29 protein-coding genes are annotated in these 24,528 nt (G+C 62.2%); 8 read left to right on the forward strand and 21 right to left on the reverse strand.

The genetic code is table 11. The features are described 5' to 3' along the window. Positions 1 to 62 precede the first annotated feature (62 nt). The 3 genes from C3Y91_RS33800 to C3Y91_RS33810 all read right to left on the reverse strand — a co-directional run bounded on the left by C3Y91_RS33800 (position 63) and on the right by C3Y91_RS33810 (position 2,146). On the reverse strand, positions 63 to 842 hold the full coding sequence (locus tag C3Y91_RS33800) for a VOC family protein (RefSeq protein WP_024322696.1): 780 nt from the start codon (positions 840 to 842) through the stop codon (positions 63 to 65). 77 nt (positions 843 to 919) lie between these two features. Further along, a complete protein-coding gene (locus C3Y91_RS33805; RefSeq protein WP_024322697.1) occupies positions 920 to 1,387 on the reverse strand; it encodes a DUF1579 domain-containing protein in 468 nt (155 codons plus the stop codon). A gap of 30 nt (positions 1,388 to 1,417) precedes the next feature. Then, the gene (locus C3Y91_RS33810; protein WP_024322698.1) at positions 1,418 to 2,146 is read right to left on the reverse strand and encodes a DUF899 domain-containing protein; all 729 of its coding nucleotides are present in this window, start codon (positions 2,144 to 2,146) and stop codon (positions 1,418 to 1,420) included. Between the two features lie 88 nt (positions 2,147 to 2,234). Here C3Y91_RS33810 and C3Y91_RS33815 point away from each other — a divergent pair, with 88 nt between their 5' ends. After that, positions 2,235 to 2,756, forward strand: coding sequence for a MarR family winged helix-turn-helix transcriptional regulator (locus C3Y91_RS33815; RefSeq protein WP_130661205.1), 522 nt, complete (start codon positions 2,235 to 2,237; stop codon positions 2,754 to 2,756). Positions 2,757 to 2,817: 61 nt separating this feature from the next. On the opposite strand, the gene C3Y91_RS33820 is transcribed toward C3Y91_RS33815, so the two are convergent. Then, a complete protein-coding gene (locus C3Y91_RS33820; protein ID WP_018068146.1) occupies positions 2,818 to 3,240 on the reverse strand; it encodes an organic hydroperoxide resistance protein in 423 nt (140 codons plus the stop codon). 335 nt (positions 3,241 to 3,575) lie between these two features. Here C3Y91_RS33820 and C3Y91_RS33825 point away from each other — a divergent pair, with 335 nt between their 5' ends. After that, positions 3,576 to 4,064: a MarR family winged helix-turn-helix transcriptional regulator gene (locus C3Y91_RS33825; RefSeq protein ID WP_018068147.1), complete on the forward strand. Its 489-nt coding sequence runs from the start codon at positions 3,576 to 3,578 to the stop codon at positions 4,062 to 4,064. A gap of 54 nt (positions 4,065 to 4,118) precedes the next feature. Here the strand turns inward: C3Y91_RS33825 and C3Y91_RS33830 are convergent, their stop codons facing one another. The 11 genes from C3Y91_RS33830 to C3Y91_RS33880 all read right to left on the reverse strand — a co-directional run bounded on the left by C3Y91_RS33830 (position 4,119) and on the right by C3Y91_RS33880 (position 12,768). Further along, positions 4,119 to 4,343 carry a hypothetical protein gene (locus C3Y91_RS33830; protein WP_018068148.1) on the reverse strand — a complete coding sequence of 75 codons (225 nt, stop codon included), beginning with the start codon at positions 4,341 to 4,343 and terminating at the stop codon, positions 4,119 to 4,121. A 209-nt stretch (positions 4,344 to 4,552) separates the two neighbouring features. After that, entirely contained in the window at positions 4,553 to 4,792 is a 240-nt protein-coding gene (gene rpsU, locus C3Y91_RS33835; protein ID WP_003546477.1) for a 30S ribosomal protein S21, read from the reverse strand. 78 nt (positions 4,793 to 4,870) lie between these two features. Next, the gene (locus C3Y91_RS33840; protein ID WP_003557652.1) at positions 4,871 to 5,155 is read right to left on the reverse strand and encodes a hypothetical protein; all 285 of its coding nucleotides are present in this window, start codon (positions 5,153 to 5,155) and stop codon (positions 4,871 to 4,873) included. A 253-nt stretch (positions 5,156 to 5,408) separates the two neighbouring features. Then, positions 5,409 to 5,618, reverse strand: coding sequence for a cold-shock protein (locus C3Y91_RS33845; RefSeq protein WP_003546468.1), 210 nt, complete (start codon positions 5,616 to 5,618; stop codon positions 5,409 to 5,411). A gap of 351 nt (positions 5,619 to 5,969) precedes the next feature. Further along, positions 5,970 to 6,704, reverse strand: coding sequence for a L,D-transpeptidase family protein (locus tag C3Y91_RS33850; protein WP_018068151.1), 735 nt, complete (start codon positions 6,702 to 6,704; stop codon positions 5,970 to 5,972). A gap of 165 nt (positions 6,705 to 6,869) precedes the next feature. Then, positions 6,870 to 7,676: a L,D-transpeptidase gene (locus C3Y91_RS33855; protein WP_168576321.1), complete on the reverse strand. Its 807-nt coding sequence runs from the start codon at positions 7,674 to 7,676 to the stop codon at positions 6,870 to 6,872. A 187-nt stretch (positions 7,677 to 7,863) separates the two neighbouring features. Continuing rightward, positions 7,864 to 8,784, reverse strand: a complete 921-nt coding sequence (locus C3Y91_RS33860; protein ID WP_018485596.1) for an alpha/beta hydrolase family protein — start codon at positions 8,782 to 8,784, stop codon at positions 7,864 to 7,866. Next, the gene (locus tag C3Y91_RS33865; RefSeq protein ID WP_165417109.1) at positions 8,781 to 8,951 is read right to left on the reverse strand and encodes a hypothetical protein; all 171 of its coding nucleotides are present in this window, start codon (positions 8,949 to 8,951) and stop codon (positions 8,781 to 8,783) included. The genes C3Y91_RS33860 and C3Y91_RS33865 overlap by 4 nt, the downstream gene beginning before the upstream one ends. Further along, the gene (locus tag C3Y91_RS33870; protein ID WP_130654971.1) at positions 8,948 to 10,573 is read right to left on the reverse strand and encodes a cisplatin damage response ATP-dependent DNA ligase; all 1,626 of its coding nucleotides are present in this window, start codon (positions 10,571 to 10,573) and stop codon (positions 8,948 to 8,950) included. The genes C3Y91_RS33865 and C3Y91_RS33870 overlap by 4 nt, the downstream gene beginning before the upstream one ends. 229 nt (positions 10,574 to 10,802) lie before the next feature. Then, on the reverse strand, positions 10,803 to 11,813 hold the full coding sequence (locus tag C3Y91_RS33875) for a ligase-associated DNA damage response exonuclease (protein ID WP_130687887.1): 1,011 nt from the start codon (positions 11,811 to 11,813) through the stop codon (positions 10,803 to 10,805). Between the two features lie 103 nt (positions 11,814 to 11,916). Then, a complete protein-coding gene (locus C3Y91_RS33880) occupies positions 11,917 to 12,768 on the reverse strand; it encodes an alpha/beta fold hydrolase (RefSeq protein ID WP_130723978.1) in 852 nt (283 codons plus the stop codon). 112 nt (positions 12,769 to 12,880) lie between these two features. On the opposite strand from C3Y91_RS33880, the gene C3Y91_RS33885 reads away from it, so the two are divergent. Then, the gene (locus tag C3Y91_RS33885; RefSeq protein ID WP_168576322.1) at positions 12,881 to 13,852 is read left to right on the forward strand and encodes a glycerophosphodiester phosphodiesterase family protein; all 972 of its coding nucleotides are present in this window, start codon (positions 12,881 to 12,883) and stop codon (positions 13,850 to 13,852) included. A 105-nt stretch (positions 13,853 to 13,957) separates the two neighbouring features. Here C3Y91_RS33885 and C3Y91_RS33890 read toward each other — a convergent pair whose 3' ends face one another. Then, positions 13,958 to 16,255 carry a sensor domain-containing protein gene (locus C3Y91_RS33890; protein ID WP_130687883.1) on the reverse strand — a complete coding sequence of 766 codons (2,298 nt, stop codon included), beginning with the start codon at positions 16,253 to 16,255 and terminating at the stop codon, positions 13,958 to 13,960. A 251-nt stretch (positions 16,256 to 16,506) separates the two neighbouring features. On the opposite strand from C3Y91_RS33890, the gene C3Y91_RS33895 reads away from it, so the two are divergent. Then, positions 16,507 to 17,874 carry a TIGR03808 family TAT-translocated repetitive protein gene (locus C3Y91_RS33895; protein WP_130721689.1) on the forward strand — a complete coding sequence of 456 codons (1,368 nt, stop codon included), beginning with the start codon at positions 16,507 to 16,509 and terminating at the stop codon, positions 17,872 to 17,874. Positions 17,875 to 17,973: 99 nt separating this feature from the next. Then, entirely contained in the window at positions 17,974 to 18,639 is a 666-nt protein-coding gene (locus tag C3Y91_RS33900) for a glutathione S-transferase family protein (protein WP_018068162.1), read from the forward strand. 3 nt (positions 18,640 to 18,642) lie between these two features. On the opposite strand, the gene C3Y91_RS33905 is transcribed toward C3Y91_RS33900, so the two are convergent. Then, entirely contained in the window at positions 18,643 to 19,539 is an 897-nt protein-coding gene (locus C3Y91_RS33905) for a LysR substrate-binding domain-containing protein (RefSeq protein WP_024322706.1), read from the reverse strand. A 174-nt stretch (positions 19,540 to 19,713) separates the two neighbouring features. Here C3Y91_RS33905 and C3Y91_RS33910 point away from each other — a divergent pair, with 174 nt between their 5' ends. Both C3Y91_RS33910 and C3Y91_RS33915 read left to right on the forward strand, forming a co-directional pair. Beyond that, positions 19,714 to 19,914, forward strand: coding sequence for a hypothetical protein (locus C3Y91_RS33910; RefSeq protein ID WP_024322707.1), 201 nt, complete (start codon positions 19,714 to 19,716; stop codon positions 19,912 to 19,914). A gap of 38 nt (positions 19,915 to 19,952) precedes the next feature. Further along, the gene (locus C3Y91_RS33915) at positions 19,953 to 20,318 is read left to right on the forward strand and encodes an MmcQ/YjbR family DNA-binding protein (protein WP_024322708.1); all 366 of its coding nucleotides are present in this window, start codon (positions 19,953 to 19,955) and stop codon (positions 20,316 to 20,318) included. Here C3Y91_RS33915 and C3Y91_RS33920 read toward each other — a convergent pair. After that, positions 20,303 to 20,923 (reverse strand): glutathione S-transferase family protein, encoded by a 621-nt coding sequence (locus tag C3Y91_RS33920; protein ID WP_024322709.1) that lies wholly within the window; start codon positions 20,921 to 20,923, stop codon positions 20,303 to 20,305. The genes C3Y91_RS33915 and C3Y91_RS33920 overlap by 16 nt on opposite strands. A 372-nt stretch (positions 20,924 to 21,295) precedes the next feature. Then, on the reverse strand, positions 21,296 to 21,652 hold the full coding sequence (locus C3Y91_RS33925) for a hypothetical protein (protein ID WP_003546432.1): 357 nt from the start codon (positions 21,650 to 21,652) through the stop codon (positions 21,296 to 21,298). A 140-nt stretch (positions 21,653 to 21,792) separates the two neighbouring features. Between C3Y91_RS33925 and C3Y91_RS33930 the strand changes: the two genes are divergently transcribed. After that, on the forward strand, positions 21,793 to 22,548 hold the full coding sequence (locus C3Y91_RS33930; protein ID WP_024322710.1) for a DeoR/GlpR family DNA-binding transcription regulator: 756 nt from the start codon (positions 21,793 to 21,795) through the stop codon (positions 22,546 to 22,548). Here C3Y91_RS33930 and C3Y91_RS33935 read toward each other — a convergent pair. Together C3Y91_RS33935 and C3Y91_RS33940 are read right to left on the reverse strand one after the other, a co-directional pair. Beyond that, entirely contained in the window at positions 22,523 to 23,263 is a 741-nt protein-coding gene (locus C3Y91_RS33935) for a hypothetical protein (protein ID WP_024322711.1), read from the reverse strand. The genes C3Y91_RS33930 and C3Y91_RS33935 overlap by 26 nt on opposite strands. 129 nt (positions 23,264 to 23,392) lie before the next feature. Next, on the reverse strand, positions 23,393 to 24,400 hold the full coding sequence (locus C3Y91_RS33940) for an asparaginase (protein ID WP_024322712.1): 1,008 nt from the start codon (positions 24,398 to 24,400) through the stop codon (positions 23,393 to 23,395). Positions 24,401 to 24,528: the final 128 nt, after the last annotated feature.

Genomic DNA, 24,528 nt, shown 5'->3' on the forward strand with positions numbered 1-24,528 from the left:
ACGGGGAGAAGGTGGCGGCAGCCGGATGAGGGGCTCGCCTGCCGCAGCTGCCGCGCCAAAACCTATCGCTTCGGGGCCACCAGGCAGAAGAAGGCGCCTTGTGGGTCGGTGGCCTGGATGATCCAGCTGCCGCCGGGGACTTCCATCGGGCCGTGGACGACCTTGCCACCGCCTGATGTGAGGCGTTCGGTTGCAGCATCGAGGGTCGGCACGATGAAATAATAGCACCAGAACGGCATCGGAAGGTTTTCCGGCTTGGTCATCATGCCGCCGATCTGCCTGCCATTGTAGGCGAAGAGATAGTAGACGCCCATCGGGCCCATGTCGAATTCGCTGTCTTTCGTCCAGCCGAACCGCTTGGAATAGAAGGCCAGCGCCTCTTGGCCATTGCCGGCGTAGAGTTCGCGCCAGCCGATATTGCCGGGCGCATCGACGGCCAGTTCCGGCATGGGCTTGTCCATCGGCGCCGGCGTCATGATGCAGAGCACCGCGCCATGCGGATCGGCGACGACGGCGAAGCGGCCGATGGTCGGGATGTCTTCCGGCGGACGGCGGACCGAACCGCCATTGGCGGCGAAATCCTTGGCCGACTGGTCGACGTCGTCGACGTCGACATAACCCGTCCAGTTCGGCGGAATGCCCTTGCCCTCGAGTTCAGCCGGAAATTCCATCAGGCCGGCGACGCCGATGCCGTTCGCCTCGAAGATCGTATAGGTGGGCATGCCCTCCATTTTCATTTCGGAGGTGGTCCAGCCGACGACCGAGCTGTAGAATTTCGCGGCAGCTGATGTGTCGGGGGTCATCAACTCGCACCAGATGAACTTTCCATGCGTCTCAGACATCATACTCTCCCTATTTCGACGCCCCTCTTCCGAGGCCTCACACGAGACCCCTGTTTCGAGGTCGAGCGCCGTGATTGTCAGATCCTGCGGGCGTAATGCGCTTCCATGAACTGCTTCCAGGAGCCATCCGGCTGCCTGGCGCTGGAGATAAAGGTGCGGTAATCGGTATCGAGGAAGATGATCTGCTCGCGGTAATCGGCAAGGCCCTCGCCAGTGAAGTCGGGACCTCTGGTATAGAGGTCCAGCACATTGCCTGACGCGTCGACCTCGCCCTCATAGAACCACATATGGTCCATCATGCTGCCGATCCAGCTGCCGATGTACTTGCCTTTTGCGGCGTTGTAGCCGAGCGTCAGGATGCTGGTGGCCTCCTTGCCGTCCGGCATGCGGCCGGTCCCTTCGGCGACGAACCAGATGCCGTGCAGCGAGCGGACGGTCTCGGTCCAGGGTTCGCCGCCCGTCATGTCGGGCGCGGTGACGGTCCAGTCGCCGACCAGTCTTTCCAGGAAGGAATGTTCCTTCAGCACTTCAGCGGTCTTCATCATCTCTTCTCCCTTGAGTGATGGTGGCCTATGTCAGTGACAGCAGGATGGCGCCTTCGGGGCCTCCTGGTATTCGTCGTGGCGGCGCACGAAATTCATCGTGCTGTCCTCGTTGCGGCCCTTCGGCGCGCGGTCGAGGATCATCAGGGTGCCGATCAGTTCTTCCGGCCCGCGGGCATAACTCGAATAGGTATGGAAGACCTCGGCTTTGTCATTGCGATAGAAAGCGCTGAGGCCCGGCAGTTCGTCATTGGCATCAGCCGGCTGCATAGGCGTGAAATTGTAGAAGACCTTGTCTTTGGCAAGATCCTCCGGGCTGAAAGAAACGTGATAATCGAAATTAAAATCGCTGCCGAAGGAGGAGACCCAGGGAAATTTCCAGCCCATGCGCTGTTTATAGGCGGCGATCTTGTCGAGCGGTGCGCGCGAAACGGCGACCCAGGTGACGTCGTGATGGTTCAGATGCGGCAGGGCGCCATCGACATGATCCGACAGGAAGGAGCAGCCGGTGCAGCCGGCATCCCAATCCGGGCCAAGCATGAAATGGTAGATCAGCAGCTGGCTGCGGCCGTCGAAGAGATCGGCGAGCGACTTCCTGCCCTCAGGCGTTTCGAAGACATAATCCTTGTCGACCTTCACCCAGGGCAGCGCCAGACGGGCAGCGTTGACGCTGTCGCGCAGCCGCGTCGCCTCCTTCTCCTTTGCCAGCAGGGCACGGCGGGCTTCGAGCCATTCTTCGCGGGAAACAACCTCGTTCTGCATGAAATGCGCCCTCCTCCGGCGCTTGCCGGTGAAGCCGGCTCATCTCCTTCTCCTTGACTAAATACATTGATATCAATAGAAATGGAGCATGTCAAATTCGATCGAGATTCCCTTTTCCACGACGCTGATGGTGCGCGACACCTGCCTCTGCCTGCATGTGCAGCGGGCGGCGCGCGCACTTGCCCGGCTGTTCGACGACGCGCTAAGGCCGGCCGGGCTGACCAACGGGCAGTTTTCGCTGATGATGTCATTGAACCGGCCGGAGCCGCCGCCGATGGGACCGGTCGCCGCCCTGCTCGCCATGGACCAGACGACGCTGACGGCGGCGCTGAAGCCGTTGCAGCGCCAGGGTTGGGTGAAGGTGATGGAGAACCCGAGGGACAGGCGCGGCCGGCTGCTGAGCCTCACCACTGAGGGCAAGGCGGTGCTGGCAAGAGCGCTGCCGATCTGGGAAAGCACGCATGCTGCGCTTGATGGCAGGCTTTCAGATGGCAGTTCCGCGAGGCTGCGGCAGGATCTGCAGGCGCTGTCATCAATGACGGGCGAAACGGGGAAATCGGCGCGTTCGCCTCGCCGGTCAAGCCACGGCGGAGAAGCAGCGGCCGAATAGGGCGCGCCGTGCCCCAGAAGAGTGCGGCAACCGATACGGCTGCCGCACTTCTTGAAACCGATCAGGCGACAGTGACCGGGACTTCGGTCGAGGTGCGCATGGCGTGGCTATAAGGGCAGACGATGTGAGCCGCGGCTGCGAGCTTTTCTGCGGTTTCGCGGTCGAGACCCGGGATGCTGACTGTCAGCGCCACTTCGATGCCGAAGCCACCGCCATCTTCACGCGGGCCGATACCGACCTTGGCGGAGACCGTCGTGTCTTCCGGAATCTTGACCTTCTGCTGACCCGCGACAAATTTCAATGCACCGAGGAAGCAGGCGGAGTAGCCGGCAGCGAAGAGCTGTTCGGGATTGGTGCCGGTGGCACCGTCGCCGCCGAGTTCCTTGGGAACGGTCAGGGTCACGTCCAGAACGCCGTTTTCGGAAACGGCGCGGCCTGCGCGGCCGCCGGTGGCAGAGGCTTTGGTCGTATAGAGAATAGGCATGACGATCTCCTTTGGTTGGCCCTTCGATCGGGTTGGATTTTTAATATCGCGCAATTAAATTGTACGCAAGTGAATTTTGCAAATTGCATTTCGAATTCGAAAGGAGGACAATCTGGCCTTAGAACAGGATGATTTTAAGCAGCATCGGCCTAAAATCTGAATCCCGTTCTCAATTAAAGAGTTAGAGCATCGCGCCCGAAAACCGCGCACACTTTTCGGCATCATGCTCTAGAGCAATTCCAGCAAAACTGCGCAGCGGTTTGCGCCAGGAATTGCGTGAAAACAAAGAGATAGAGCATTTCCGTGATTCGAAGAAAAACGGAAATGCTCTGGGGATGATGGATATGAGAGCGCAAACGACGAAGACGATGGAGATACCGGAAGAGGAGAAGCGGCTGGAAAAGCAGTTGTGCTTCGCGGTCTACGCGACGGCGCATGCCTTCACCCGCGCCTACAAGCCGATCCTCGACAGGGTCGGCCTGACCTATCCTCAATATCTGGTGATGCTGGTGCTGTGGGAACGCGGCGAGCTGCCGGTGAAGATGATCGGCGAGCAGCTCGACCTCGATTCCGGCACGTTGTCGCCGCTGCTGAAACGGCTGGAACAGGGCGGGCTGATCAAGCGCATCCGCGACCTGCGTGACGAACGGCAGGTGATCGTGTCGCTGACCCCAAAAGGCCAGGCGATGAAGGGAGAGATCGATACGATCATGACGGCGATCGGGCAGGCCGCAGGCTGCACGCTTAAGGAAATGGCCGAGATGCGCGACATGCTGCATCGGCTGCGGGGCAATCTCGGGCGGCCCGGCACGGGCGACGGCTGAACGCATCACCCGGTAGAGCCGGCACCCGGTAGTGCCGGCGTGCGCGCCGAGAGATCAGGACTGCGGCTTAGCCGGCGACCGGCGCTTCTTTGCAGGCGCCACCTTAGGTTCGGCCTCGGCCTCCTGCTGCAAACGCAGCGCCTTCAGCTTCTCCGTCTTCTTGTCACGGGCCGATGCCTCGGCGGCGATGATGGCGCGCGCCGTGTGATCGGTCGCTTCCGCCTTGTCGCGAGACGAGAGCTTGGCAGGATTGAAGAATTCTCCCTTGGTGGCGGTCATGTGCCCCTTTCCCAGGTGATGGCGGCGCTGTCGCATAATTCCTTAAATCGGAATCGGTTCAAGGAATTATGCAAAAATTCAAAGTGTTACAGCGTCCTTTGCGCGTCTCGAAAAGACGCGCGGCGCTGTAAGCCATGGCTCGACGGCAGAAACCATGATTCACGGCTGAACCGTGATTCCACGGTGGGGCCGTGATGCCGCGGCCGGGATTAGCGGGTCGGGCGGAGAACCTTCTTCGGTGCCGGCAGCAGACCTTCGCGCTGCAGCTTCTTGCGGGCGAGCTTGCGCTGGCGGCGAATGGCCTCGGCCTTTTCGCGGGCGCGCTTCTCGGACGGCTTTTCAAAAGCGCTGCGCGCCTTCATTTCCCGGAACAGGCCTTCCCGCTGCATCTTTTTCTTGAGCACGCGGAGCGCCTGATCGACATTGTTATCTCTGACGAGTACCTGCAAAACGATATCCTTCCTGTCGCGGCGGCGAGGCCGCACTGTCCAAAATTAAAAACCCGGGCCAAAATAAAAAACCCGGGACTACTTCCCGATTTTGATGCTCGAAAACTTCAGCCAGGGTTCGGCGCCATCGGACTTGGCCGCCGCTTGGGGGGAAACCCTGGATGGCGATTCCCCGGTATCGATGTCGGCCTCAGTGATACGGCGCTCGAAATTCTCTGCGTCGAACTGGACGCGATACTGCACATGCCCATGGTCGTTGGGCAGGATGCTGGAGATCCGGCACCGCTTGTCGGCTTTCGCCGTGCGGGTGAGGCCGGACTTCAGCACGATCATGTCGCCGACTTTATAGTTTGGTCTGCCCATTTCAGCGTCCCTTCGACTCTTCGGCTGCTCAATCGGTCAATCAGAACGACCCGGGGGTCGTTCCGGAACGACCGAAGGCCATTCCGGAAAAGCCTGCGATCAAAGCAAAAAGGCCGGGCTCGTACCCGACCTCTTCCAGTCACTCAGCCCACTGCCCGTATGGTCAGCTCGCTGGCATCTCTGGTCAGCCCGCTGCCAGTACATCCGTGGTCAGCTTGCTGCCAGCACATGGCCAGCCTAGGCGAATGACAAATCATGCGGCCTGAAGGTTGTCAGCCGAATTCTTGCCCGACTTCTTGTCGCGGACGAGATCGTAGCGGATCTTCTGACCTTCAACGAGTTCGCGCATACCGGCGCGTTCAACCGCTGAGATATGGACGAAAACGTCGGTAGAACCATCATCCGGCTGAATAAAGCCAAAACCCTTGGTGCCATTGAACCACTTGACGACGCCTGAATTCATAACGATCTCCTTTTCAACCGTTTGTGTTCGCCTGCGGAGAGATATCCGACAAGCCGTATCGATGTTGAGAGGATATCTGACGGTGCGCTCAAGCGCGTGGACAAAGGTCGCAAGCAATTCGATACGCACCATGTAGGATATTTAGCGAATTAAGCAATGGTATTTCGGAAAATAATTCTCTTGTGGGCGCAAAATGAAGCGCTTTCCCGGGGGGCAACGCAGCCGCTTGCCTGGGGGTAAAGCACATGCTTGCCCGGGGGCAAAGCAACTGCTTGCCCGGGGCAAAGCAGCCGCTTGCCTGGGGAAAGGGATTGGTCCGAGGCGGCCGGATCGCGACCGCCTCGGTGAAAATTACTGCCAGACGACGATCGGCGCCTTTGTCGGAACGCGATCGTAGAGATCGATGATATCCTGGTTGAGCAGCCGCACACAGCCCGACGAGACGGCCTTGCCGATCGAGCGCCAATCCGGATTGCCGTGCAGGCGGTAGAGCGTGTCCTCGCCATTCGAGAAGATATAAAGCGCGCGGGCGCCGAGCGGGTTCTTCAGGCCCGGCTCCATGCCGCCGTTCTCGATCGAATATTTGACGAGTTCCGGCTGGCGGGCGACCATCTCGTTCGGCGGCTTCCAGCGCGGCCATCTCTGACGCCACTGGATGACGCCCGACCCCTGCCAGGCAAAACCTTCGCGGCCGATACCGACGCCATAGCGCATCGCCATGCCGCCATTCTGGACGAGATAAAGGAAGCGCGACGGCGTATCGACGACGATGGTGCCGGGGGGCTGGCCGGTGGGATCGACGACGCGCTGGCGATAATAGCGCGGATCGATCTGTTCGTAGGGAACGGCTGGAATGAGAAAGCCGCCGTCCTCGACGGGGCCATACATGACGGCAAGCTCGGCCCCGCTCGGCACGCTCGACGTTTCCGTCGACTGGAACAGCTGCATGGGCGAACGATAGATGATCGTCGTATCGCCTGATGTTACCGTGTTGGCTGAGGAGGCGCAGCCGGTAAGCGCGGAGGCTGCGGTTAACGCCGAAAAGGAAAGAAAGCTGCGGCGGGAAAGGTGTCTATCGAAGCTCATGACGCGGGACTGATTTCCTTTTGATGCGGGAAGCGGAACAAACCGATGATTCGTCCAATGCCGGTAACGACATTAGGAAATCTATCGGCTTGCGCTAAATAAACCATAGCTTCACGCAGACGTGTCCGACCGGGAGCGGACGATATGGGCCGCGCTGTTGCAGCGCTACATCACAACGATCTCGGCCCTGGCAGGAATGCGGTTATAAAGATCGATGACATCCTGGTTCAGCATGCGTACGCAGCCCGACGAGGTGGCCTTGCCGATCGACTGCCAGTCGGGCGTGCCGTGGACGCGGTAGAGCGTATCCTGCCCGTCCTTGAAGATATACATGGCGCGCGCGCCGAGCGGGTTCATCAGCCCCGGATTCATGCCGCCATTCTCCGCCCCGAAGGGACGAACCTCAGGCTGGCGCGAAACCATTTCGACCGACGGCGTCCAGCGCGGCCATTTCTGCTTCCACTGGATGACGCCGCGGCCCGCCCAGGCGTAACCGTCGCGGCCGAGGCCGACGCCGTAGCGCATCGCCTTGCCGTTGCCCTCGACGAAATAGAGGAAATGCGCCTTGGTATCGACGACCACGGTGCCGGGACGCTCGGCCGTCTGATAATCGACCTCCTGGCGCAGGAACTGCGGCTGCACGCGGCTGACCGGGATTGCCGGTAGGGTGAAATCCTCGTCACGAAGCTCACCATACATCGCCATATGCACGGGATTGGTCACCGGCAGGCCGTAGGTCTGGTGGAACTGTGTCTTGTAGAGCTCGCGCGTCTGCGGCACCGGCTGATCGGGGATCGGCCGCACCCGGCGCGGATCGACGCCGGGCGGCTGATAGAAGACCGGCGAGGTTTCCTGGACGAAGCGGGCGGGCGAATCGGCGGCGACATCAGGAATGAGGATGTTGCAGCCGCTCAGCGACGCAACTGCAATCACGAGCCCGGCAATCGGGAAGACCCGGCGCAGAAAATTCATGGAACCACCCTTATCAACGATCGGCAGACAGCGATATCTGCCGGAACGATGGCATCCGCGGCTGGCGCGAGGCTGGCGTTGGGGTGGAAAGGCAAGATCAGGAAACGACGAGCCCGCCGCCATCGATGGCGGGATCGCGTATCAATCATCCGTCACACTTAATCGCCGGTGCCGGTGTCGGCAAAACTCAGGCCGCCACTCCGTGGAAGAAGCGGATGCTCTGTTCGATCTCGGTCGGCAGCGCCGAGGTGTGGTTGCCGGCGACGGTTTCAGTCTCGATCTGAACGCCGGCGCCGCGGGCGCGGCGGGCAAGCAGATCGGCGCGATCGTTGAAATGCGGCTCCTCCGTACCGTGAACGACGCGGACCGGACATTTGAAGCTATGGGCGTAACACAGCGCCGAACGCACCTCGAATTCATGCGTATTGCTGTCGTCGAAGCGGATATCCTGCGGATAGCGGTTGAAGAAGCGGAAGGCGTCGGGGTTGCCTGAAATCGGCGCGGCGGCGCGGAATTTGTGGGTGGTCATCGCCGTCAGCATGGTCAGCGTGCCGCCGATGCTGTGGCCGGCGATGAAGAGGCGTTCGGGATCGACACCCGGCAGATGCGCCAGGCGCTCGGTGGCAGCGAGCACGTCGTCGACCTCGTCGTAAAAACCGGAGAAATTGCCCATCTGGCCGTTTTCGCCGCGCAACGACGGCATCATCACGACATAACCGGCATCCATATAGGGTTTCATCAGCTGCCAGTGGCCGATGCCCATGGCATTGCCGCCGTGCAGGAAGAGCACGGCGGGCTTGGCGGCGCGCTCGCGCTTGTATTTCGAGACCCAGGCCGCCAGTTCCAGCTCGCCGTAACCGGAACGGTAGAAGATCTTGTCGGCATCGGCAGGCGCATTCAGCGATTCGTATTTGTCGGGCGCCGGGCCCTTCTGCAACAGCTTGGTGCGGAAATGGTGGCGGACCTTGGCGTAGTCGTGCTTGGCAAGGCGCGGCTCGTCCGGGACATCGAAAGCTGCCGCCATGCGCGGCAGGACAAGTGCACCGGCAAGACCCGCCAGTACGGCACGGCGTTGATGGAAAAAGGAATTTTGTTCACGCGAGCTCATAACGCAGCATCCATCATTTCCCCGGCCATTCTAAATGAGCACGATGTCGTCTGAAAACCGCTTGCACTTTTCGGCATCATGCTCTGGAAAATCTGCACCGGAAGATCGCTGCCGCCAATACACATCGTGTTGAAAATATTGCCCTGCGTCATTTTGCGCAGCATCACGCCGGCTTGGCCTCGATCATGGCGATCAGCGTGCGCAGCCGGTCTGCCTCGTAGGAGGGTTTGTCCGGGCGAAGGCGGGCGATGCGGGGGAAGCGCATGGCGACCCCCGATTTGTGCCGGGTCGAGCGGTTGATGCCCTCGAAGGCCACTTCGACGACGAAGCCGAAATCCTTGTCGGCGCGCACGGCCCGCACCGGGCCGAAGCGCTCAGTGGTATTGTCACGCACGAACTTGTCGAGCACCTCGAGTTCGGCATCGGTGAAGCCGAAATAGGCCTTTCCCACAGGCACCAGCTGTTCGCCGTCCTCGTCATCGGCCCAGACGCCGAAGGTGAAATCAGAATAGTAACTGGAGCGCTTGCCGTGGCCGCGCTGGGCATACATCAGCACCGCATCGACATTATAGGGGTTGCGCTTCCACTTGAACCAGGGGCCTTTCATGCGGCCGGCCTGGTAGACGCTGTCGCGGCGCTTGATCATCACGCCTTCGATGACCGGATCGGGCGGGGCAGCACGCAGAACGTCGAGCTCTTCCCACGACGAGAACGGCACGAGCGGCGAGAGATCGAAACGGTCATGGGGGGCGCGGTCGATGATCTCGGTCAGCCGATCGCGGCGATCGACATAGGCAAGACCGCGAACATCTTCCTCATCGTCGAAGAGCAGGTCATAGGCGCGGATGAAGGCGGGATAATCGCCAAGCATCTTCGACGTCACCGTCTTGCGGTTCAGGCGCTGCTGCAGATCGGAGAAGGTGCGGGTCGGGCTGTTGGAGCGGGCAGTGCCGCCGACCAGCAATTCGCCGTCGACGACACCGGAAAAATTGATTGCGTCGAGAACATCGGGAAAGGCGCCTGAAATGTCGTCGCCGGAGCGGGAATAGATCTTGCGCCTGTCGCCGGAGCGGGAGAGCTGGACGCGGATACCGTCCCATTTCCATTCGGCGGCGTAGTGGGCCGGATCAAGGCCGGTAAGGTCGCCCTCCTCCACCGCATTGGCGAGCATGACGGAGTGGAAGATCGCCGGTGTGGCCAGCACCGGTTTTTCGCCGCCACCCGCCAGCCATTCGAACAATGTCTGATAAGGCGGCTGCAGGCCATGCCAGAGGGTTTCGATCTCGGTGACGTCCTTATCGCCGAGATCGGCCAGCGCCTGCTTGGCAAGGCGGGCGGAAACGCCGATGCGCATGGCGCCGGTCGCCAGCTTGATGAAGGCGAAACGGCCAGACGAATCCAGCCGGTCGAGCAGGTCGCGGACGAAACTGCGCACTTCGGTACGGCCGAGCGCATTCATGCCGGTGACGACCTCGCCGAGACGCGGCTGGGCGAGTGCTGCGCGGTCTATATCCCTCTCATTGTCCCAGACGAGCGAAATGGTCTCGGCGAGATCGCCGACATAATCGTAGGAATAGCGGAACAGCACCTCGTCCATGCGCTCGAGCACCAGCTCGCGCAGCATGGCGGGCTTGACGTTGCGCACCTCCAGCGTGCCGGCGATGGCGGCAAGGCCATAGCCGCGGTCCGGATCCGGCGTGTCGCGGAAATAGTCGGTCAGCAGCTTCAGCTTGCCGTTGCGGCTGGGAGTGAGCACCAGACGGTCGAGGAGGTCGGCGAAGGCTTTCATGGGCGCCTCCCAGCTCGGGGGGAAGGCCCCTCCCCAATGGCATATGGAAAAGACCCCTCCCCAACCCCTCCCCACAAGGGGGAGGGACTTAACGTGCAGCTTTCGCCGGATGCCCCATCGAACAACCAGTATGCGGTTGGTCTATTGGTTTGCGAGGCGGTGCCACGGTTTAGCCCCTCCCCCTTGTGGGGAGGGGTTGGGGAGGGGTTTTCAGCAACTAACTCCACTGTTAATCCCCCTCGTCCTCGTAGCCCACCAGATGCAGCGGTTTTGCCTTGATGCCCTGCAATTGGCACCAGCGCACCAGCGCCTCCTCGCGGCCATGCGTCACCCAGACCTCGGCCGGGTGCAATTCCCGGATGGTTTCCGTCAGTTCCGGCCAGTCGCAATGATCGGAGATGACGAGCGGCAGTTCGACGCCGAGCTGTTTGGCGCGCTGGCGCACCATCATCCAGCCGGAGGCGAAGGCCGGCAGCGGCTCGTTGAAGCGCCGGGCCCAACGATCGGCGAAGGCCGATGACGGGCCGATGACGACCGCCCCCCTGAAGGCGGACTTGTCGCGGCTTTCGATCGTCGCCGGCAGCAACTCGCCGAGATCGATGCCCTGCTCGATGTAATAGTCGCAGAGTTTTTCCATGGCGCCGTGGATATAGATCGGTTCGGCATAACCGGCATCGCGCAACAGCCGGATGACGCGCTGGGCCTTGCCGAGCGCATAGGCGCCGACGAGATGGGTGCGTTCGGGAAATTGCCGCAGCGATGCCAAGAGCTTGCCGATCTCGTCCATCGGATCGGGATGATGGAAGACCGGCAGGCCGAAGGTCGCTTCGGTGATGAAGACATCGCAGGCAACCGGCACATAGGCGGCGCAGGTCGGGTCCGGTCGGCGCTTGTAATCCCCGGAGACGACGATGCGGGTGCCGTTCTTCTCGATGGAGATCTGGGCGGAGCCGAGCACATGGCCGGCCGGGTGGAAGCTCACCTTGACGCCGTTGACCAAAAGCTCCTCGCCGAAGACGGCGGCCTGCTCGCTGGCGCAGAAACCGTCGCCGTAACGCAGGCGCATGATGTCGAGCGTCTGGCGGGTGGCAAGCACATTCACATGGCCCGGGCGGGCGTGATCCGAATGGCCATGGGTGACGAGCGCCTGCTCGACCGGCCGCACTGGATCGACATAAAACCCGCCTTCCGGGCAATAGAGCCCCTCCGGGGCGGGATAAAGCAGCGCATCAGGTCTCATGAAACGAGAGATAGCGGGAAATGGACGCGAGGCCAGAGGGCGGGAGGAAGGGACTGTGGAATGGGCCGCGGCTCAAGGTCCGCGATCGTCATGAAATGTCCTTTTATTTTGGCGCAATTCCGGACGCAAGACCGCCGCGCACTTTTGCTGGAATTGCTACGCCGTCGAGAAAGCTGACCGCCGCCGCGTTGAACTCAGCCGGCCGCTGCAGCGGCGCGAAATGGCTGACGCGTTTGAGATAGATCATCTCAGCGTTCGGAATGCTGCGGGCAAGATATTCGGCATGGTCGGGCTTGATGAATTCGTCGTGCTCGCCAAGGACGATTGCGACCGGCACGCGGATCAGGCCCAAGTCGGCGGCCTGATAGTTCGGCTCCGTTCGCATCATCAGGCTGACCGCCTCGACGAAGGGATTAAAATCGTCCGGCGTGGTGGACAATGCGGCATAATCCTTGGCGTGCCGGCTGAAGCATCGGTCGATGACCGGGGTCGGAACAAATTCCAGCGTGCCACTCGGATCCATGTTGCAGGCAAAGAAGAAGACGCCCTCGACACGCGACGGCGCCGTCATGGCAAGGATCAAAGCGATGCAGGCGCCGTCGCTCCAGCCGACGATCGCCGCCTTTTCGACATGCAGTGCGTCCATGACGGCAAGCACGTCGGAGGCCATCAACTCGTAGCTATAGGGACGGGCATCGCGGGTGCTTCTTCCATGGCCGCGGCTGTCGATCAGCACGACGCGGCGGCCGCGGCGCAACAGTGCCGGAACTTGATGGCCCCAGTTGCCGCTGTGACCAAGGCCGCCATGCAGCAGAATGACAGGAGGACCGGCGCCGTAGGTCGCATACCAGATGCGGGCGCCGTCATGGGCGACATGACCTTCGACCACGGCCGGCGGCAACGGGGCGGCGCCATGCGCTTCGAAATGGATAAGCTCGTCGTCGTGTTGTGCCATAGCGATGAGAGTCCCGTCGGCGAGTAATCGATGGCATAGAAAAGCCGGAAAACAGCCCAAGAACAACCAGAATCGCTTTCTAGCCCTTGCGATGCAACCAGGGGGATCAGCATTGGGCAGGAAGCTTTTCTATTGCGCGGCGGCAATCGCGCTCGCCTCGGCGGGCATTTACCTCACCAATACAAGCCTGCTTGCCGAACATCGGCCGGGAAAACCGGTGCTGCTCGCCCATCGCGGCATCGCCCAGCGATTCGACGAAACCGATCTCAAGAACGACACCTGCACGGCAAGCCGCATGCTGCCGCCGAAACACGATTATCTGGAAAACACACTTCCGTCGATGCAGGCAGGTTTTGCGGCCGGCGCCGATATCGTCGAGATCGACGTGCATCCGACGACGGACGGCCAGTTCGCCGTCTTTCACGACTGGACGCTCGACTGCCGCACCGACGGGCACGGCGTCACGCGCGAGCATTCGATGGCTGACATGAAAAGGCTCGACATCGGCTATGGCTATACCGCCGATGGCGGCAAGACCTTTCCCTTCCGCGGCCGGGGCATCGGCATGATGCCGACCCTTGCCGAGGTGCTGTCGAGTTTTGCGGATCGGCGCTTCCTCATCAACGTCAAGAGCCGCGATCCTTCCGAGGGTGAAAAGCTCGCCGCGGTGCTCAATGGACTTTCCCGGGAAAGACGAGCCGAGATCATCGTCTATGGCGGTGACGAGCCGATCGACGTGCTCCGCCGGATGGCACCCGATATCAAGACCGCCTCGCGCAAGAGCCTGAAGGGCTGCCTGTTCGGCTATATCGGCTATGGCTGGACCGGCCTGCTGCCGGACGAATGCAAACATGCGATGATGCTGGTGCCGATCAATATCGCGCCGTGGCTCTGGGGCTGGCCGGACCGTTTTCTCAACCGGATGCAGGATGCCGGGACCGAGGTCTTCGTGCTCGGTCCCTATAGCGGCAGCGATTTTTCCACCGGCATCGACGACCCCTCGCAACTGGCGCGGCTGCCGCCAAACTATGCGGCGGGCATATGGACGAACGAGATCGAGGCGATCGGCAAGCTTGCGAAATAGAGTTTGAAAGACGCCGCATCGACCTGATCGATGCGACGTCTTTCAATGTTTCCTTTTGTGCATGTCGTTCTCCCAAAACCGCTGGACACTTTTGGGCGACATGCACTAGAGACTGCGCGCCCGCAGCAATGCCGGGATCTCCTCCGGCGAGACCGGCTTGGAGAAGCGGAAGCCTTGCGCCTCCTCACAGTGCGCCTGGCGCAGGAAATCCATCTGCGCGTCGGTTTCGACGCCTTCGGCGAGAACCGAGAGCTTCAGCGTCTGCGCCAGCGAGATGACGGCCGAGGCGATGGCGACGGCGGTCTTGTCGCCCGGCAGGGCCTCGACCAGCGAACGGTCCATCTTCAGGCGGTCGAAGGGGAAGGTCTTCAGTGCCGCCAGGCTGGAATAGCCGGAGCCGAAATCGTCGATCGACAGGCGAACGCCCAGCGCCCGCAACGATTCCATCATGGCGAGCGCGCGTTCGGCATCGTGCATGACCACGCTTTCGGTGACCTCCAGCTCCAGCCAGCGGGACTGCAGGCGGTGGCGCTCCAGCGCCTCGGCGACATGGGTTGCGAAATCCGGATCGGCGAACTGCTTGGCCGAGACGTTGACGGCGATCGTCAGCGGCGTCAGGCCCATGTCTTGCCAAAGGCGCGCCTGGCGGCAGGCCTCGTTCAGCACCCAAAGGCCGAGGGGAACGATGAGGCCGGTCTCTTCGGCGAGCGGAATGAAATTGACCGGCGGCACCCTGCCCTTTGCCGGATGGTTCCAGCGCACCAACGCCTCCAGCCCGGTGATGCGGCCGGTGGCGACATCGACCTGCGGCTGGTATTGCAGGAACAGCTGCTGGCCGGTAATCGCCTGGTGCAGTTCCTCCTGCTCGCCGAGCGGCATTCCCACAGGCGCGCCGCCGCCATCGTGATGTTGCAACGTGTTGCGACCGAGCTCCTTGGCGCGGTACATGGCGCGGTCGGCATTGGCCAGAAGCTCTTCCGAGGTCGCGCCATCGAAGGGGAAGGCGGCAACGCCGATGCTCGAGGTGACGGTGATCTCGCCGTCCGCGCCGCGGATCGGCCGGTTGATTGCCTTCTGCAGATCGCGAAGGCGGCGCGTGATGCCGGCGTCGTGGCTCGACTGGTGGACGAGCACGACGAGGAATTCGTCGCCGCCGAGACGCACCACCATATCGGACGCCCTGACGCTGTTGGCCATGCGGGCGGCGGTCTCTTTCAGAACCTCGTCGCCGGCGGCGTGGCCGCGGCCGTCGTTGATGTCCTTGAAATTGTCGAGATCGATATAGGCGACAGTCACCTTGCGGTTGTTGCGTCGGGCCTGGTCGAGGATGCTCGCCAGCCGTTCCTTCAGGAAGGCGCGGTTCGGCAGGCCGGTGAGATCATCGTGATGGGCCATGAAATGGATGCGGTCATCGACGCGCTTGCGCTCGATGGCGATGCCGGCGATATGGGTGGCGAGCGCCACCAGCGTCATTTCGTGCTCGGTGGGACGGCGGACTTCCCGGGAATAGAGCGCGAACGTGCCGAGCACGTTGTTCTGCGACGTGGCGATCGGCGTCGACCAGCAGGAGCGGAAGCCGAACGGCGCGATCATCGCGCGGAAATCCTCCCAGAGCGGATCGACCGTCACATCCTCGACGATCACCGTCTGGCCGCGCCAGACGGCGGTGCCGCAGGAGCCGACCTTGGGGCCGATCGTGACGCCATCGATCAGGCGGCTGTAGCCGCCGGGCAGATTGGGAGAGGCGCCGTGATAGAGCCGCGTGCCTTCGCCGTCGAGCAGCAGCACCGATCCGTCAATCCCATCCAGCTGCGCCTCGATCATCAGCACGAGCGCCTCGAGGATCATCGGCAACGGCTCGTTGCGGGCGATCATTTCGAGCAGGCTCGCCTGGCCGCGATGCAGATCCTCCTGGCGCGTGCGTTCGGTGATATCACGGGAAACACCGATCAGGCCGACGATCTCGCCGCGATCGTTGCGCAGCGGTATCTTCGAGGTCAGCCGGCATATCGGTCTTCTGCTGCCGGGAAGGACGTAGGATTCCTCCATGTCGATGCGGGCTTCGCCCGTCGCCATGATCTGCTGCTCGATGTCGAAATGGCGGCGCGCCGTCTCGAAATCGAACAGGTCGAAGTCGCGCTTGCCGGTGATCAGATCGGCGCGCTCCAGGCCGAGGCTGCTGGCGGTGACGGCGTTGGCGAAAACGAAGCGGCTGTCACGATCCTTGACGTAGAGGAAATCCGGAAGTTCGTGGAGGATCGCCTTGAGGCGCAGGTTCTCGATGCCCTCGGAGAGGTGGTGGGCGGTTGATGCCATCATTGCCTCCGTCGCGGCGACGATGCGTCGCGTTTCGGCCGTCAGGGCATCGGTTGATTCCCATCGCCTGGCACCCAATTCGCGCATGACCCCATTCCCCTTGCGGCCGAAGGCCGTATCCCGCACTCGCCATAGAAATTCCCTTAAAAGTAGTCCTCATTTCCTTCGGCTTGCTTAAATGAAAGGGTGAACAAGAGGACAATATAAGCGGCGATATTCTGCCCTCCGCCGCGGCTGCAACTGCAATTTCGGCCCCCTGCTCTCAACCTGTGCCAAAAGAATACATGCGCGGCTGGCACATTTCCTGCTACGGGCGCATTATGACAAGCAATCCCCGGATGCCTTCACGCCGCGACATACTTTTCTTTCTCACCGCCTCGGCCGTTGCGGGAGCGGCATCGCGCGCCCTCGCCTCGCCGCGGAGGGCGGCCGCTCAGCCTGATCTGCGCGGTGCGATCGACGCGGCGGAATATCGCGCAATTCCCGAAAGCGGCGACCGCAAGACCCGCAACCTTGAGCAGATGATCGAACAGGCGGCGCGCGAGAACGTGCCGGTGTTCCTGCCGCCCGGTACCTACCGGGTCTCCAACCTCACCTTGCCCGACAATACGCGCATATCAGGCGTGCCGGGCGCCTCGCGGATCGTCTATACCGGCGAAGGCCACCTGTTTTCGGCCGAGAACGTGCGGCGGATCGAGCTTTCCAATCTCGTCATCGACGGCGGCAACCGCAGGCTTGGCGACTATGCCGGCGGGCTGTTGCAATTCACCGGCGTCGACGAGGTGCTGATCGACAATTGCGAGATCGGCGGCAGCCGCAAACACAGCCTGCAGCTGGAGCGCTGTGGCGGGCGGATCGAGCGCAGCCGCATTTCGGGGGCTGCCCAATCCGGCCTTTACGCGGTGGATTCCACCACCCTCTCGGTCACCGGCAACACGGTTTCGGATTGCGGCAATGGCGGCATCCTGGTGCATCGCTGGAAGAAGGCGGAGGACGGCACGGTTGTCTCCGGCAACCGCGTCTCCAATATCCGCGCCAATGACGGCGGCACCGGGCAAAACGGCAACGGAATCAACATCTTCCGCGCCGACGGAGTGATGGTGGTGAATAACCACATCTCCGACTGCGCCTTCACGGCGATCCGCGCCAATTCGGCCTCGGACATTCAGATCAGCAGCAATCAGTGCCGACGTTCCGGCGAGACGGCGATCTATGTCGAATTCGCCTTCGAGGGTGCCGTCGTTTCCGCCAATATGATCGACGGGGCGGCAAACGGCATTTCGATCGCCAATTTCGACGAGGGCGGGAGGCTGGCGAGCGTCACCGGCAATGTCGTGCGCAACCTGACGCTGAAGGGCCCCTACCAGCACGAGGTCGGTTTCGGCATAGGCATTGCGGCGGAGGCCGATACGCTGATTTCAGGTAATGTGATCGAAGGCGCGCCGCGCTGGGGGCTGCAGATCGGCTGGGGTCCGTATCTGCGCAACGTCGTTGTGACAGGCAATGTGGTGCGCAAGGCCCCGGTGGGATGCGCCGTCTCGGTCGCCGATGGCGCCGGGACCGCCCTCATCACCGACAACATCTTCCAGGAAACTGCCGAAGGCGCGGTTTTAGGCTTCCAGTGGGAGAAGAAGGTGTCCGGCGAGATGGCGGGCGGCGGCTCGCCCTATGCGCAGTTGACCGTCGAGCGGAACCGCATTTCCTGAAGGCCATCAAAAGCTTTCATCGTCCCATCAGCCACCAGGACTTTTCCCACGCTGATCCGGCATTTACGGTCCCGCGGACAACATCGAGGGGATACGTTCATGCTGACAATCTACGGAGTCTATCGTTCGCGCGCCTCACGCGTCTATTGGATGGCGGAGGAGCTTGGGGTCGAATTCCGCTCGGTGCCGGTGCTGCAGGCACGGCGGCTGGCAGATCCGCTGTCTCAGGAGGCGCCGCTCAATACACATTCGCCGGAATTCATTGCCGTCAACCCGATGGCGCAGATCCCCAGCATTCGGGACGGCGACCTCGTCATGCACGAGTCGCTGGCGATCAATCTTTACCTCGCGCGTCGATATGGCGGACCGCTTTCCGGCCAAACCGTCGAGGAAGACGGATTGCTGACGATGTGGACGGTCTGGGCGGCTGCGGAGGTCGAGCCGCACACGGTGAAGATCGTGCTGACCTATGATAACGGGCTCGAAAACAGCGAAGGCGGTCAGCAGACGATCGCGGTTTCCTGCCGCTCGCTGCGCAGGCCGCTGGCGGTTCTCGAAGGCCACCTTGCCGGCCGGCAATGGATCGTCGGCGACCGCTTCACCGTCGCCGATCTCAACATCGCCGAGGTGCTGCGCTACGCCCAGACCGAAGAGGCGCTTTTCCAAACGCATCCGAATATCAAAGCCTGGATCGAGCGCTGCCAGTCCCGCCCGGCCTACAAGGCGATGCAGACGACCCGCGGCAAGGAGCCGATCGAGGTTTGAGAACTACTGGAAAAGGGCGAGCGTGCCGGCCATTTCCTCGCGGATCCAGGCCTTGAAATCCTTGACCTTCTTCGGCTCGCGCGTGCCTTCGGCGGTGACGAAATAGTGACCGAAGCCGGTTCGGGCGCGAATACCGAAGGGGGCGGCGAGCCGGCCTTCAGCGAGCGCAAAGGCGGCAAGGGTCTGCCAGGCCAGCATGACGCCCTGGCCTGCAATCGCCGCATCGAGGCAGAGCGAGGCATCGTTGAAGACGTGGCGGGTTAGAAGGGTTGCGCCTGAGAGTCCGACCTCGCGCATCCAGACCTCCCAGGTAAACATGGCGTGGCCATCGATGATGGCCGGCAGTGCGAGGATATCGGCGGGTTCTTTCAATGTCGCTGCCATCTCAGGGGAGCAGACGGGAAAAACCTCCTGCTCCAACAGCAGTTCGGCCTTCACATCCGGCCATTTGCCGCTGCCGACGCGGATGCCGATATCGACGTCGCAAAGGGCCGGATTGACGAGATTGGTCGTCGCGTCCAGCCGCAGCTTGATGTCGGGATGACGCTCGGCGAAGCGATCGAGCCGATACACGAGCCAGCGGGCGGCGAAAACCGGCGCCACCGAGATCGTCAGGATCGTATCGTCCTTGCGGCTCGCAATCGACACGGCCGCCGAAAGACGGGCAAAACCCTCGTCGAGCGCGAGCAGCACCGGCCGGCCGGCTTCGGTGGCGATCATTCCCCTGGCGGTGCGCTCGAAGATCACCTGACCAAGCTGGGCTTCGGCCTTGATGACCTGCTGGCTGACGGCGCCAACCGAGACGCCGAGTTCATCGGCGGCGGCCTGGAGCGAGCCGAGGCGACCGACAGCTTCCAGCGCGCGCAGGCCGTTGAGATGGACCATATTCAAGTTCTTCATATAGTTTTTCTATAGCGTCTCCACGTTAATCTCAATTGAAAATCTGCTTGTTGAGGCCGACATTGCAAGCATAGGCAATCCATTCGAACATGCAGTCCGCGGGAAATGCGATGGTTCAGCGGGCGCTAGCCACTGCACCATCTGTTCCGCGCCACTGAGAAAGCGAGGCATGCCATGTCGTTGCTGAAGTTTTTCTTGAGACCAGCCCTTCCTGTGGGCACCGCGGAAATTGGCGATGCTCCCGCCTGGAAGGACGATCCGTTGCGGCATCCGGAGGTCGAGCGTATGTCGATGCGCGAAATCGCCGATCTGCCGCTCGGGATGCCGGCCGGCTTTCCCAAAGGGGCCAAACCGCCGCTGGCGAAATGCGCCTGAAGATATGGTAGGTTCGCCCTGGCAGAAAGGGCGGAACCATGGCCTGTGATGTCGATGCAATCTTCGAACGCCTGAAGCGGCTGGCGGCGGAAGCCGGGCTGCCTGATGTCGAGGAGAGCACCTCCTACGGCAATCCGGCGCTGAAGGTCGGCGGCAAGAGTTTCGTTGCGGTGAAGAATGCCGAGACGATCGTGATCTCGATTTCGCTCGACGACAAGGATCACCTGCTGGAGATGGCGCCCGACGTCTATTTTCAAACCGATCATTATGTCGGCTGGCCGCATCTGCCGGTGCGCGCCGCCGTGATCAGCGACGAGGAATTGCGGTTGCGGCTGATCGGCGCCTGGCTATTCCGGGCGCCGAAGAAGCTTGCAGCAAGTTTTAGGGATCAGGCCCGATCATAGGCCAGCGCCCGCTGCACGGCGGGGCGCTGCAGCATGAGGGCGTGATGGTCGCTCGCCTTTTCGAACCGGGCGGGATCCACCCCGTCCGACGGCAGCCAGTCGGTCATGACGAAGAGATAGGGATCGGCGAGTGAATAGGCCCCCCCCATCACCCATGGGCCTTCAAACATCGTCTGCTCGATCAGCGTGAAACAATCGGCCATATTCTGTGGCACCTTGGCCTTCATCGCCTCGATTGCCGCCGGCTCGTCGGCCCAGCGGGAGCCGCGCGGGCGATGGGCATGGTTCACATGCACGGTCGAGCAGATATAGCTGTTGAAGGACTGGAGCCTGGCAAATTCGAAAGGATCGTCAAGCGGCGCCAGCTTGGCGGCCGGCGCGCTCTGGGCGATATAGGCCAAGATCGCCGGCGTTTCCGTCAGCACGCCGTAATCGGTGACCAGTGCCGGCACCCGGCCCTTCGGGTTGATCTTCAAATAGTCCGGCGAACGCTGTTCGCCATCGCGGAGGCTGATCTTCTTGACCTCGAAGGCCAGGCCGGATTCTTCCAGGGCAATAAGGCTTGCGAGCGCGCAGGTTCCGGGCGCGTAGTACAATGTCAGCATGGTTCTAGACTCCCTTTCCGCAAGGGTTATAGCGCAGGGGTGGGCGGGCTGGAACGGGTGAGATTGGGTTTTGCTACTCCCAGGACAAGTGAGGTGCGTTGAGCGCGAGCGAAGGGCAATGAATGGTGTGCCGTGTGGCCCCCTCATCCGCCTGCCAGCACCTTCTCCCCGTTGGGGAGAAGGGATTTGTGGCAGCGCCTCACTTCCTCTTAAAGCGTCGGTTGTGGAACCGAAGCCAATCCGCTTGCTCCCTCTTCTCCCCTGTGGGGAGAAGGTGGCCCGAAGGGTTGGTTGAGGGGGTGAGCGGCAAAGCTGCGAATGGCCTGAGCGCAAGCGAAGGGCAATGTAGAGGCGCGCGGGCGAGCAATCCGCTCACCCGCAGCCCGGCACGTCTTCCAACCGGTGCCAGACCGGGATGCCGCGTTCCCGGGCGATGCGGACGTCGTTGTCCGCTCCCTTGGAATCGCCCGGCAGGCGCAGCACGCCCTCGCAGAGCTGCAGCAGCCGGCCGGCGACCGGGTGGAAGATCTCTTCGTAGAGCGCGTCGCCGACCGACCGGCCGCCGGCGGCGTGCCAGATCGGCAGGGCCACCCATTCGCCGATCATCGGCACATGGCCGGCTTCAAACAGCGCGTGCGAAGGCGCTTCCAGCCGCTTCAGATTGGCGGCCATCTTTTCCGGGTCGTCGCCCGTTCCGGACCGATAGGGCCCGGCAATCAAAATCAACATGATCCACTCCTTCGCTCCGCTTATGCGTGAGCACTCCCGGCCTCATGCACGGGATTTCGTGAAAATGCACGATATTTCTTGAATGTCGAGTCACTTCGTGCAATATCGGGCTATTCTATTTAATTTCGTGCAGAGAGACGATGCTGACAACCCAACGCAAGACCCTCATTCTCGACATCCTGCGCCGCGACGGCCAGGTGATCGCCAAGCGCGTCGCCGAGGATTTCGCGCTTTCGGAGGACACGATCCGGCGTGACCTCAGGGAAATGGCGGCGGAGGGGCTGTTGAAACGGGTGCATGGCGGGGCGATGCCGCTGGCCCCGGATCTGCCGGATTTTACCGCCCGGCGCAGCGTGTCGTCGCAGATCAAGACACGGCTGGGAGCGGCGGCGGCGGCGATGGTGAAGCCCGGTCAGATGATCTTCCTTGACGGCGGCACGACGACGGCTGAGATCGCCAGGCAACTGCCGCGCGACATGCCGCTGACGGTTGCGACCCACAGCCCGACGATCGCCGCCGAGCTGGAACACCACCCGACGGCCGAGGTGATCCTCACCGGCGGACGGCTCTACAAACATTCGATGGTGGCGACGGGAGCAGCGGCGGCGGCGGCGATCTCGCAGCTCCGCCCCGATCTCTTCTTCCTCGGGGTGACGGCCGCCCATCCGGTGCACGGGCTTTCCACCGGCGATTTCGAGGAAGCGGCGATCAAGCGGCACATCGCCCGCTGCGCGGCTGAAACGCATGTGCTGCTGACCGAGGAGAAGTTCGACCTCGTCTCGCCCTGCCCGGTGCTTGGCATTTCCGAGGTGGCGGGGCTGATCGTGCCGGCAGAGATGACGGCCGAACAGCTGAAACCCTATCGCGATCTCAACGGCGCAATCGCCGCAGCATGATGGCGCTACGGGAGGGCTGCGGCGCGGCAGCATGCGGCAAGAGGCTTGCGGCAAGGGCCGCGATGAAGGCCGCCAGCACGACATAGGCCGGCGCCGTGCTGCCGGTTCCAAAGGTCAGCACCGTCTGCAGATATGGCTGCGCCAGCGCGATGACGACGGAAAGTGCCGGCATGTCGAGCAGGGTCCCGGCGATCCGCGACAGTTCTGGCATGAAGGCCACGCCGGCAAGCGCGCCGTAGACCGCCGTCAGGCGGAGCGTGAGGCGCAACGGCACCGAGGCTGCAAGCGGCAGTATGTCGCCATCCTCCAAGGCAAAGAGGAGATAGGCTACGAAAGCCGCCAGAAACAGGATGGCGACCGGCAGCACCGCCAGCGTGGCGGGTTGCGTCAGAGCCGCCGCATCGGCTGCAACGAAGAGGAGGATCGGCGTGGAAGCGACAAACCAGATGGCGACGATCGGCCCCCAGAACCAGATGAGCGAGAGCGTGTGAAGACGCAGCAGCGTCGCCATGAAGAGTATGCCGATCGCGGTCCAGATGCAGGCGGGTTTGAGCACGCCCGATATCAGCCGGAGGGCCGGCTCGCAGGCGCCGGCCATGTCGCCGCAACCGGACAGTTGGATCGTGAGCCAGGTGATATAATCGAGGCTCAACGTGGCGAACAAGAAGATGCCGATACCCATCAGCATCCACCAAAGATAGCGGCCTGCAAACATGCCCTGCCCCCATGGCTTCCAGGACTGTGTTCACGTCGCCGCGAAAGGGTGCATCCGCGATCGCAGGACGTACCCTTTTATATTAGGTAATTCTTATTTTTCTAATAACTTATATATGCAAGCTCGCACTCACCCGGCCAAGGCGGAGGTGACCCTAACATCGCCGACATGGATGCCGTTCCAATTGCGCATCGGCGTTGCGGCATAGGCCATCAGGCCCGCATGCACCTCGCTCTCCGTCTCGAAGAAACGGGCGAGCGTCGCCGCCACCATGGCTTCGGCGGCGCGGGTCATGCCATCCTCGCATTTGAGCGCAATGGCGATGCCCTTTTCCGGGATCGCGGCACAGAAGACGCCTTCGGCGCCTGTCTTGCAGAAGATGCGGCCTGGGGCGATCCGCATCAGCGCCGTGCAGGCGCGGCCGGAGCCGGCGACATAGAAGGGCTCGGCCATGCAGGCCTCGATCAGGCGGCGGGATGCCTTGGCGCGCAGGGGTTCGAGGCCGGTGCCGGTCGCCATTTTGGCAAAACCATGGGCAAGGCTGCGCAGCGGCACGGCATAGGTCGGGATCGAGCAGCCGTCGGTGCCGCAGCTATCGGCGCCAATCACAGTGCCGCTCAGGCTTTCCATTGCCGCGCGGATCTCGACCTGCAGCGGGTGGAGATAACCGACATAGCCCTTTGGATCGAGGTCCTGATGGCAACAGGCGCAGATGAAACCGGCATGTTTTCCCGAGCAATTGTTGTGCAGCGCCGTCGGCGCATCGAGCATGCGGGCCTGCTGGATCAGTATCTTCTGGTTCATGGACCAATGGGCGCCGCATTCCAGCGTTTCGATATTGCGGCCGGCGCGCGACAGCATGGACGCGGCAAGCGCCACATGCTCGTCCTCGCCATTGTGCGAGGCGCAGGCCAGCGCCAATTCCTTGTCACCGAAGCCATAGGCATCGGCAGCACCACTCTCGACCAGCGGCAGCGCCTGCATCGCCTTGCAGGACGAGCGCGGGAAGACCGCGGCCTCGATGTCGCCCAGCGAGAAGACGAGCTTGCCATCGCCATCGACGACAGCCACCGCGCCACGATGGCGACTTTCAACGAGCAGGCCGCGGGTGACTTCGACGGTGACGGGATTGGTCATGAGCTTTTATCCGGATGCTGGCGGGATAGCGCAGTCCATAACGCGTCACGCGACGAAAGCCAACGGGGTTGACGCTGCCCCTCACCCTAACCCTCATATGCGCTAGGTTAGGCGGGCGCGGAGATCGT

The sequence above is a fragment of the Rhizobium ruizarguesonis genome (assembly GCF_012349115.1).
In the GTDB taxonomy this organism is placed as follows: Bacteria; Pseudomonadota; Alphaproteobacteria; order Rhizobiales; family Rhizobiaceae; genus Rhizobium; species Rhizobium ruizarguesonis.

What these genes read in the sequence shown, in the direction of transcription:
- C3Y91_RS33800 (WP_024322696.1), bottom strand. Translation starts at nt 842, where the DNA reads ATGTCTGAGACGCATGGAAAGTTCATCTGGTGCGAGTTGATGACCCCC.
- C3Y91_RS33805 (WP_024322697.1), bottom strand. Translation starts at nt 1,387, where the DNA reads ATGATGAAGACCGCTGAAGTGCTGAAGGAACATTCCTTCCTGGAAAGA.
- C3Y91_RS33810 (WP_024322698.1), bottom strand. Translation starts at nt 2,146, where the DNA reads ATGCAGAACGAGGTTGTTTCCCGCGAAGAATGGCTCGAAGCCCGCCGT.
- C3Y91_RS33815 (WP_130661205.1), top strand. Translation starts at nt 2,235, where the DNA reads ATGTCAAATTCGATCGAGATTCCCTTTTCCACGACGCTGATGGTGCGC.
- C3Y91_RS33820 (WP_018068146.1), bottom strand. Translation starts at nt 3,240, where the DNA reads ATGCCTATTCTCTATACGACCAAAGCCTCTGCCACCGGCGGCCGCGCA.
- C3Y91_RS33825 (WP_018068147.1), top strand. Translation starts at nt 3,576, where the DNA reads ATGATGGATATGAGAGCGCAAACGACGAAGACGATGGAGATACCGGAA.
- C3Y91_RS33830 (WP_018068148.1), bottom strand. Translation starts at nt 4,343, where the DNA reads ATGACCGCCACCAAGGGAGAATTCTTCAATCCTGCCAAGCTCTCGTCT.
- C3Y91_RS33840 (WP_003557652.1), bottom strand. Translation starts at nt 5,155, where the DNA reads ATGGGCAGACCAAACTATAAAGTCGGCGACATGATCGTGCTGAAGTCC.
- C3Y91_RS33845 (WP_003546468.1), bottom strand. Translation starts at nt 5,618, where the DNA reads ATGAATTCAGGCGTCGTCAAGTGGTTCAATGGCACCAAGGGTTTTGGC.
- C3Y91_RS33850 (WP_018068151.1), bottom strand. Translation starts at nt 6,704, where the DNA reads ATGAGCTTCGATAGACACCTTTCCCGCCGCAGCTTTCTTTCCTTTTCG.
- C3Y91_RS33855 (WP_168576321.1), bottom strand. Translation starts at nt 7,676, where the DNA reads ATGAATTTTCTGCGCCGGGTCTTCCCGATTGCCGGGCTCGTGATTGCA.
- C3Y91_RS33860 (WP_018485596.1), bottom strand. Translation starts at nt 8,784, where the DNA reads ATGAGCTCGCGTGAACAAAATTCCTTTTTCCATCAACGCCGTGCCGTA.
- C3Y91_RS33870 (WP_130654971.1), bottom strand. Translation starts at nt 10,573, where the DNA reads ATGAAAGCCTTCGCCGACCTCCTCGACCGTCTGGTGCTCACTCCCAGC.
- C3Y91_RS33875 (WP_130687887.1), bottom strand. Translation starts at nt 11,813, where the DNA reads ATGAGACCTGATGCGCTGCTTTATCCCGCCCCGGAGGGGCTCTATTGC.
- C3Y91_RS33880 (WP_130723978.1), bottom strand. Translation starts at nt 12,768, where the DNA reads ATGGCACAACACGACGACGAGCTTATCCATTTCGAAGCGCATGGCGCC.
- C3Y91_RS33890 (WP_130687883.1), bottom strand. Translation starts at nt 16,255, where the DNA reads ATGCGCGAATTGGGTGCCAGGCGATGGGAATCAACCGATGCCCTGACG.
- C3Y91_RS33895 (WP_130721689.1), top strand. Translation starts at nt 16,507, where the DNA reads ATGCCTTCACGCCGCGACATACTTTTCTTTCTCACCGCCTCGGCCGTT.
- C3Y91_RS33900 (WP_018068162.1), top strand. Translation starts at nt 17,974, where the DNA reads ATGCTGACAATCTACGGAGTCTATCGTTCGCGCGCCTCACGCGTCTAT.
- C3Y91_RS33905 (WP_024322706.1), bottom strand. Translation starts at nt 19,539, where the DNA reads ATGAAGAACTTGAATATGGTCCATCTCAACGGCCTGCGCGCGCTGGAA.
- C3Y91_RS33910 (WP_024322707.1), top strand. Translation starts at nt 19,714, where the DNA reads ATGTCGTTGCTGAAGTTTTTCTTGAGACCAGCCCTTCCTGTGGGCACC.
- C3Y91_RS33915 (WP_024322708.1), top strand. Translation starts at nt 19,953, where the DNA reads ATGGCCTGTGATGTCGATGCAATCTTCGAACGCCTGAAGCGGCTGGCG.
- C3Y91_RS33920 (WP_024322709.1), bottom strand. Translation starts at nt 20,923, where the DNA reads ATGCTGACATTGTACTACGCGCCCGGAACCTGCGCGCTCGCAAGCCTT.
- C3Y91_RS33925 (WP_003546432.1), bottom strand. Translation starts at nt 21,652, where the DNA reads ATGTTGATTTTGATTGCCGGGCCCTATCGGTCCGGAACGGGCGACGAC.
- C3Y91_RS33930 (WP_024322710.1), top strand. Translation starts at nt 21,793, where the DNA reads ATGCTGACAACCCAACGCAAGACCCTCATTCTCGACATCCTGCGCCGC.
- C3Y91_RS33935 (WP_024322711.1), bottom strand. Translation starts at nt 23,263, where the DNA reads ATGTTTGCAGGCCGCTATCTTTGGTGGATGCTGATGGGTATCGGCATC.
- C3Y91_RS33940 (WP_024322712.1), bottom strand. Translation starts at nt 24,400, where the DNA reads ATGACCAATCCCGTCACCGTCGAAGTCACCCGCGGCCTGCTCGTTGAA.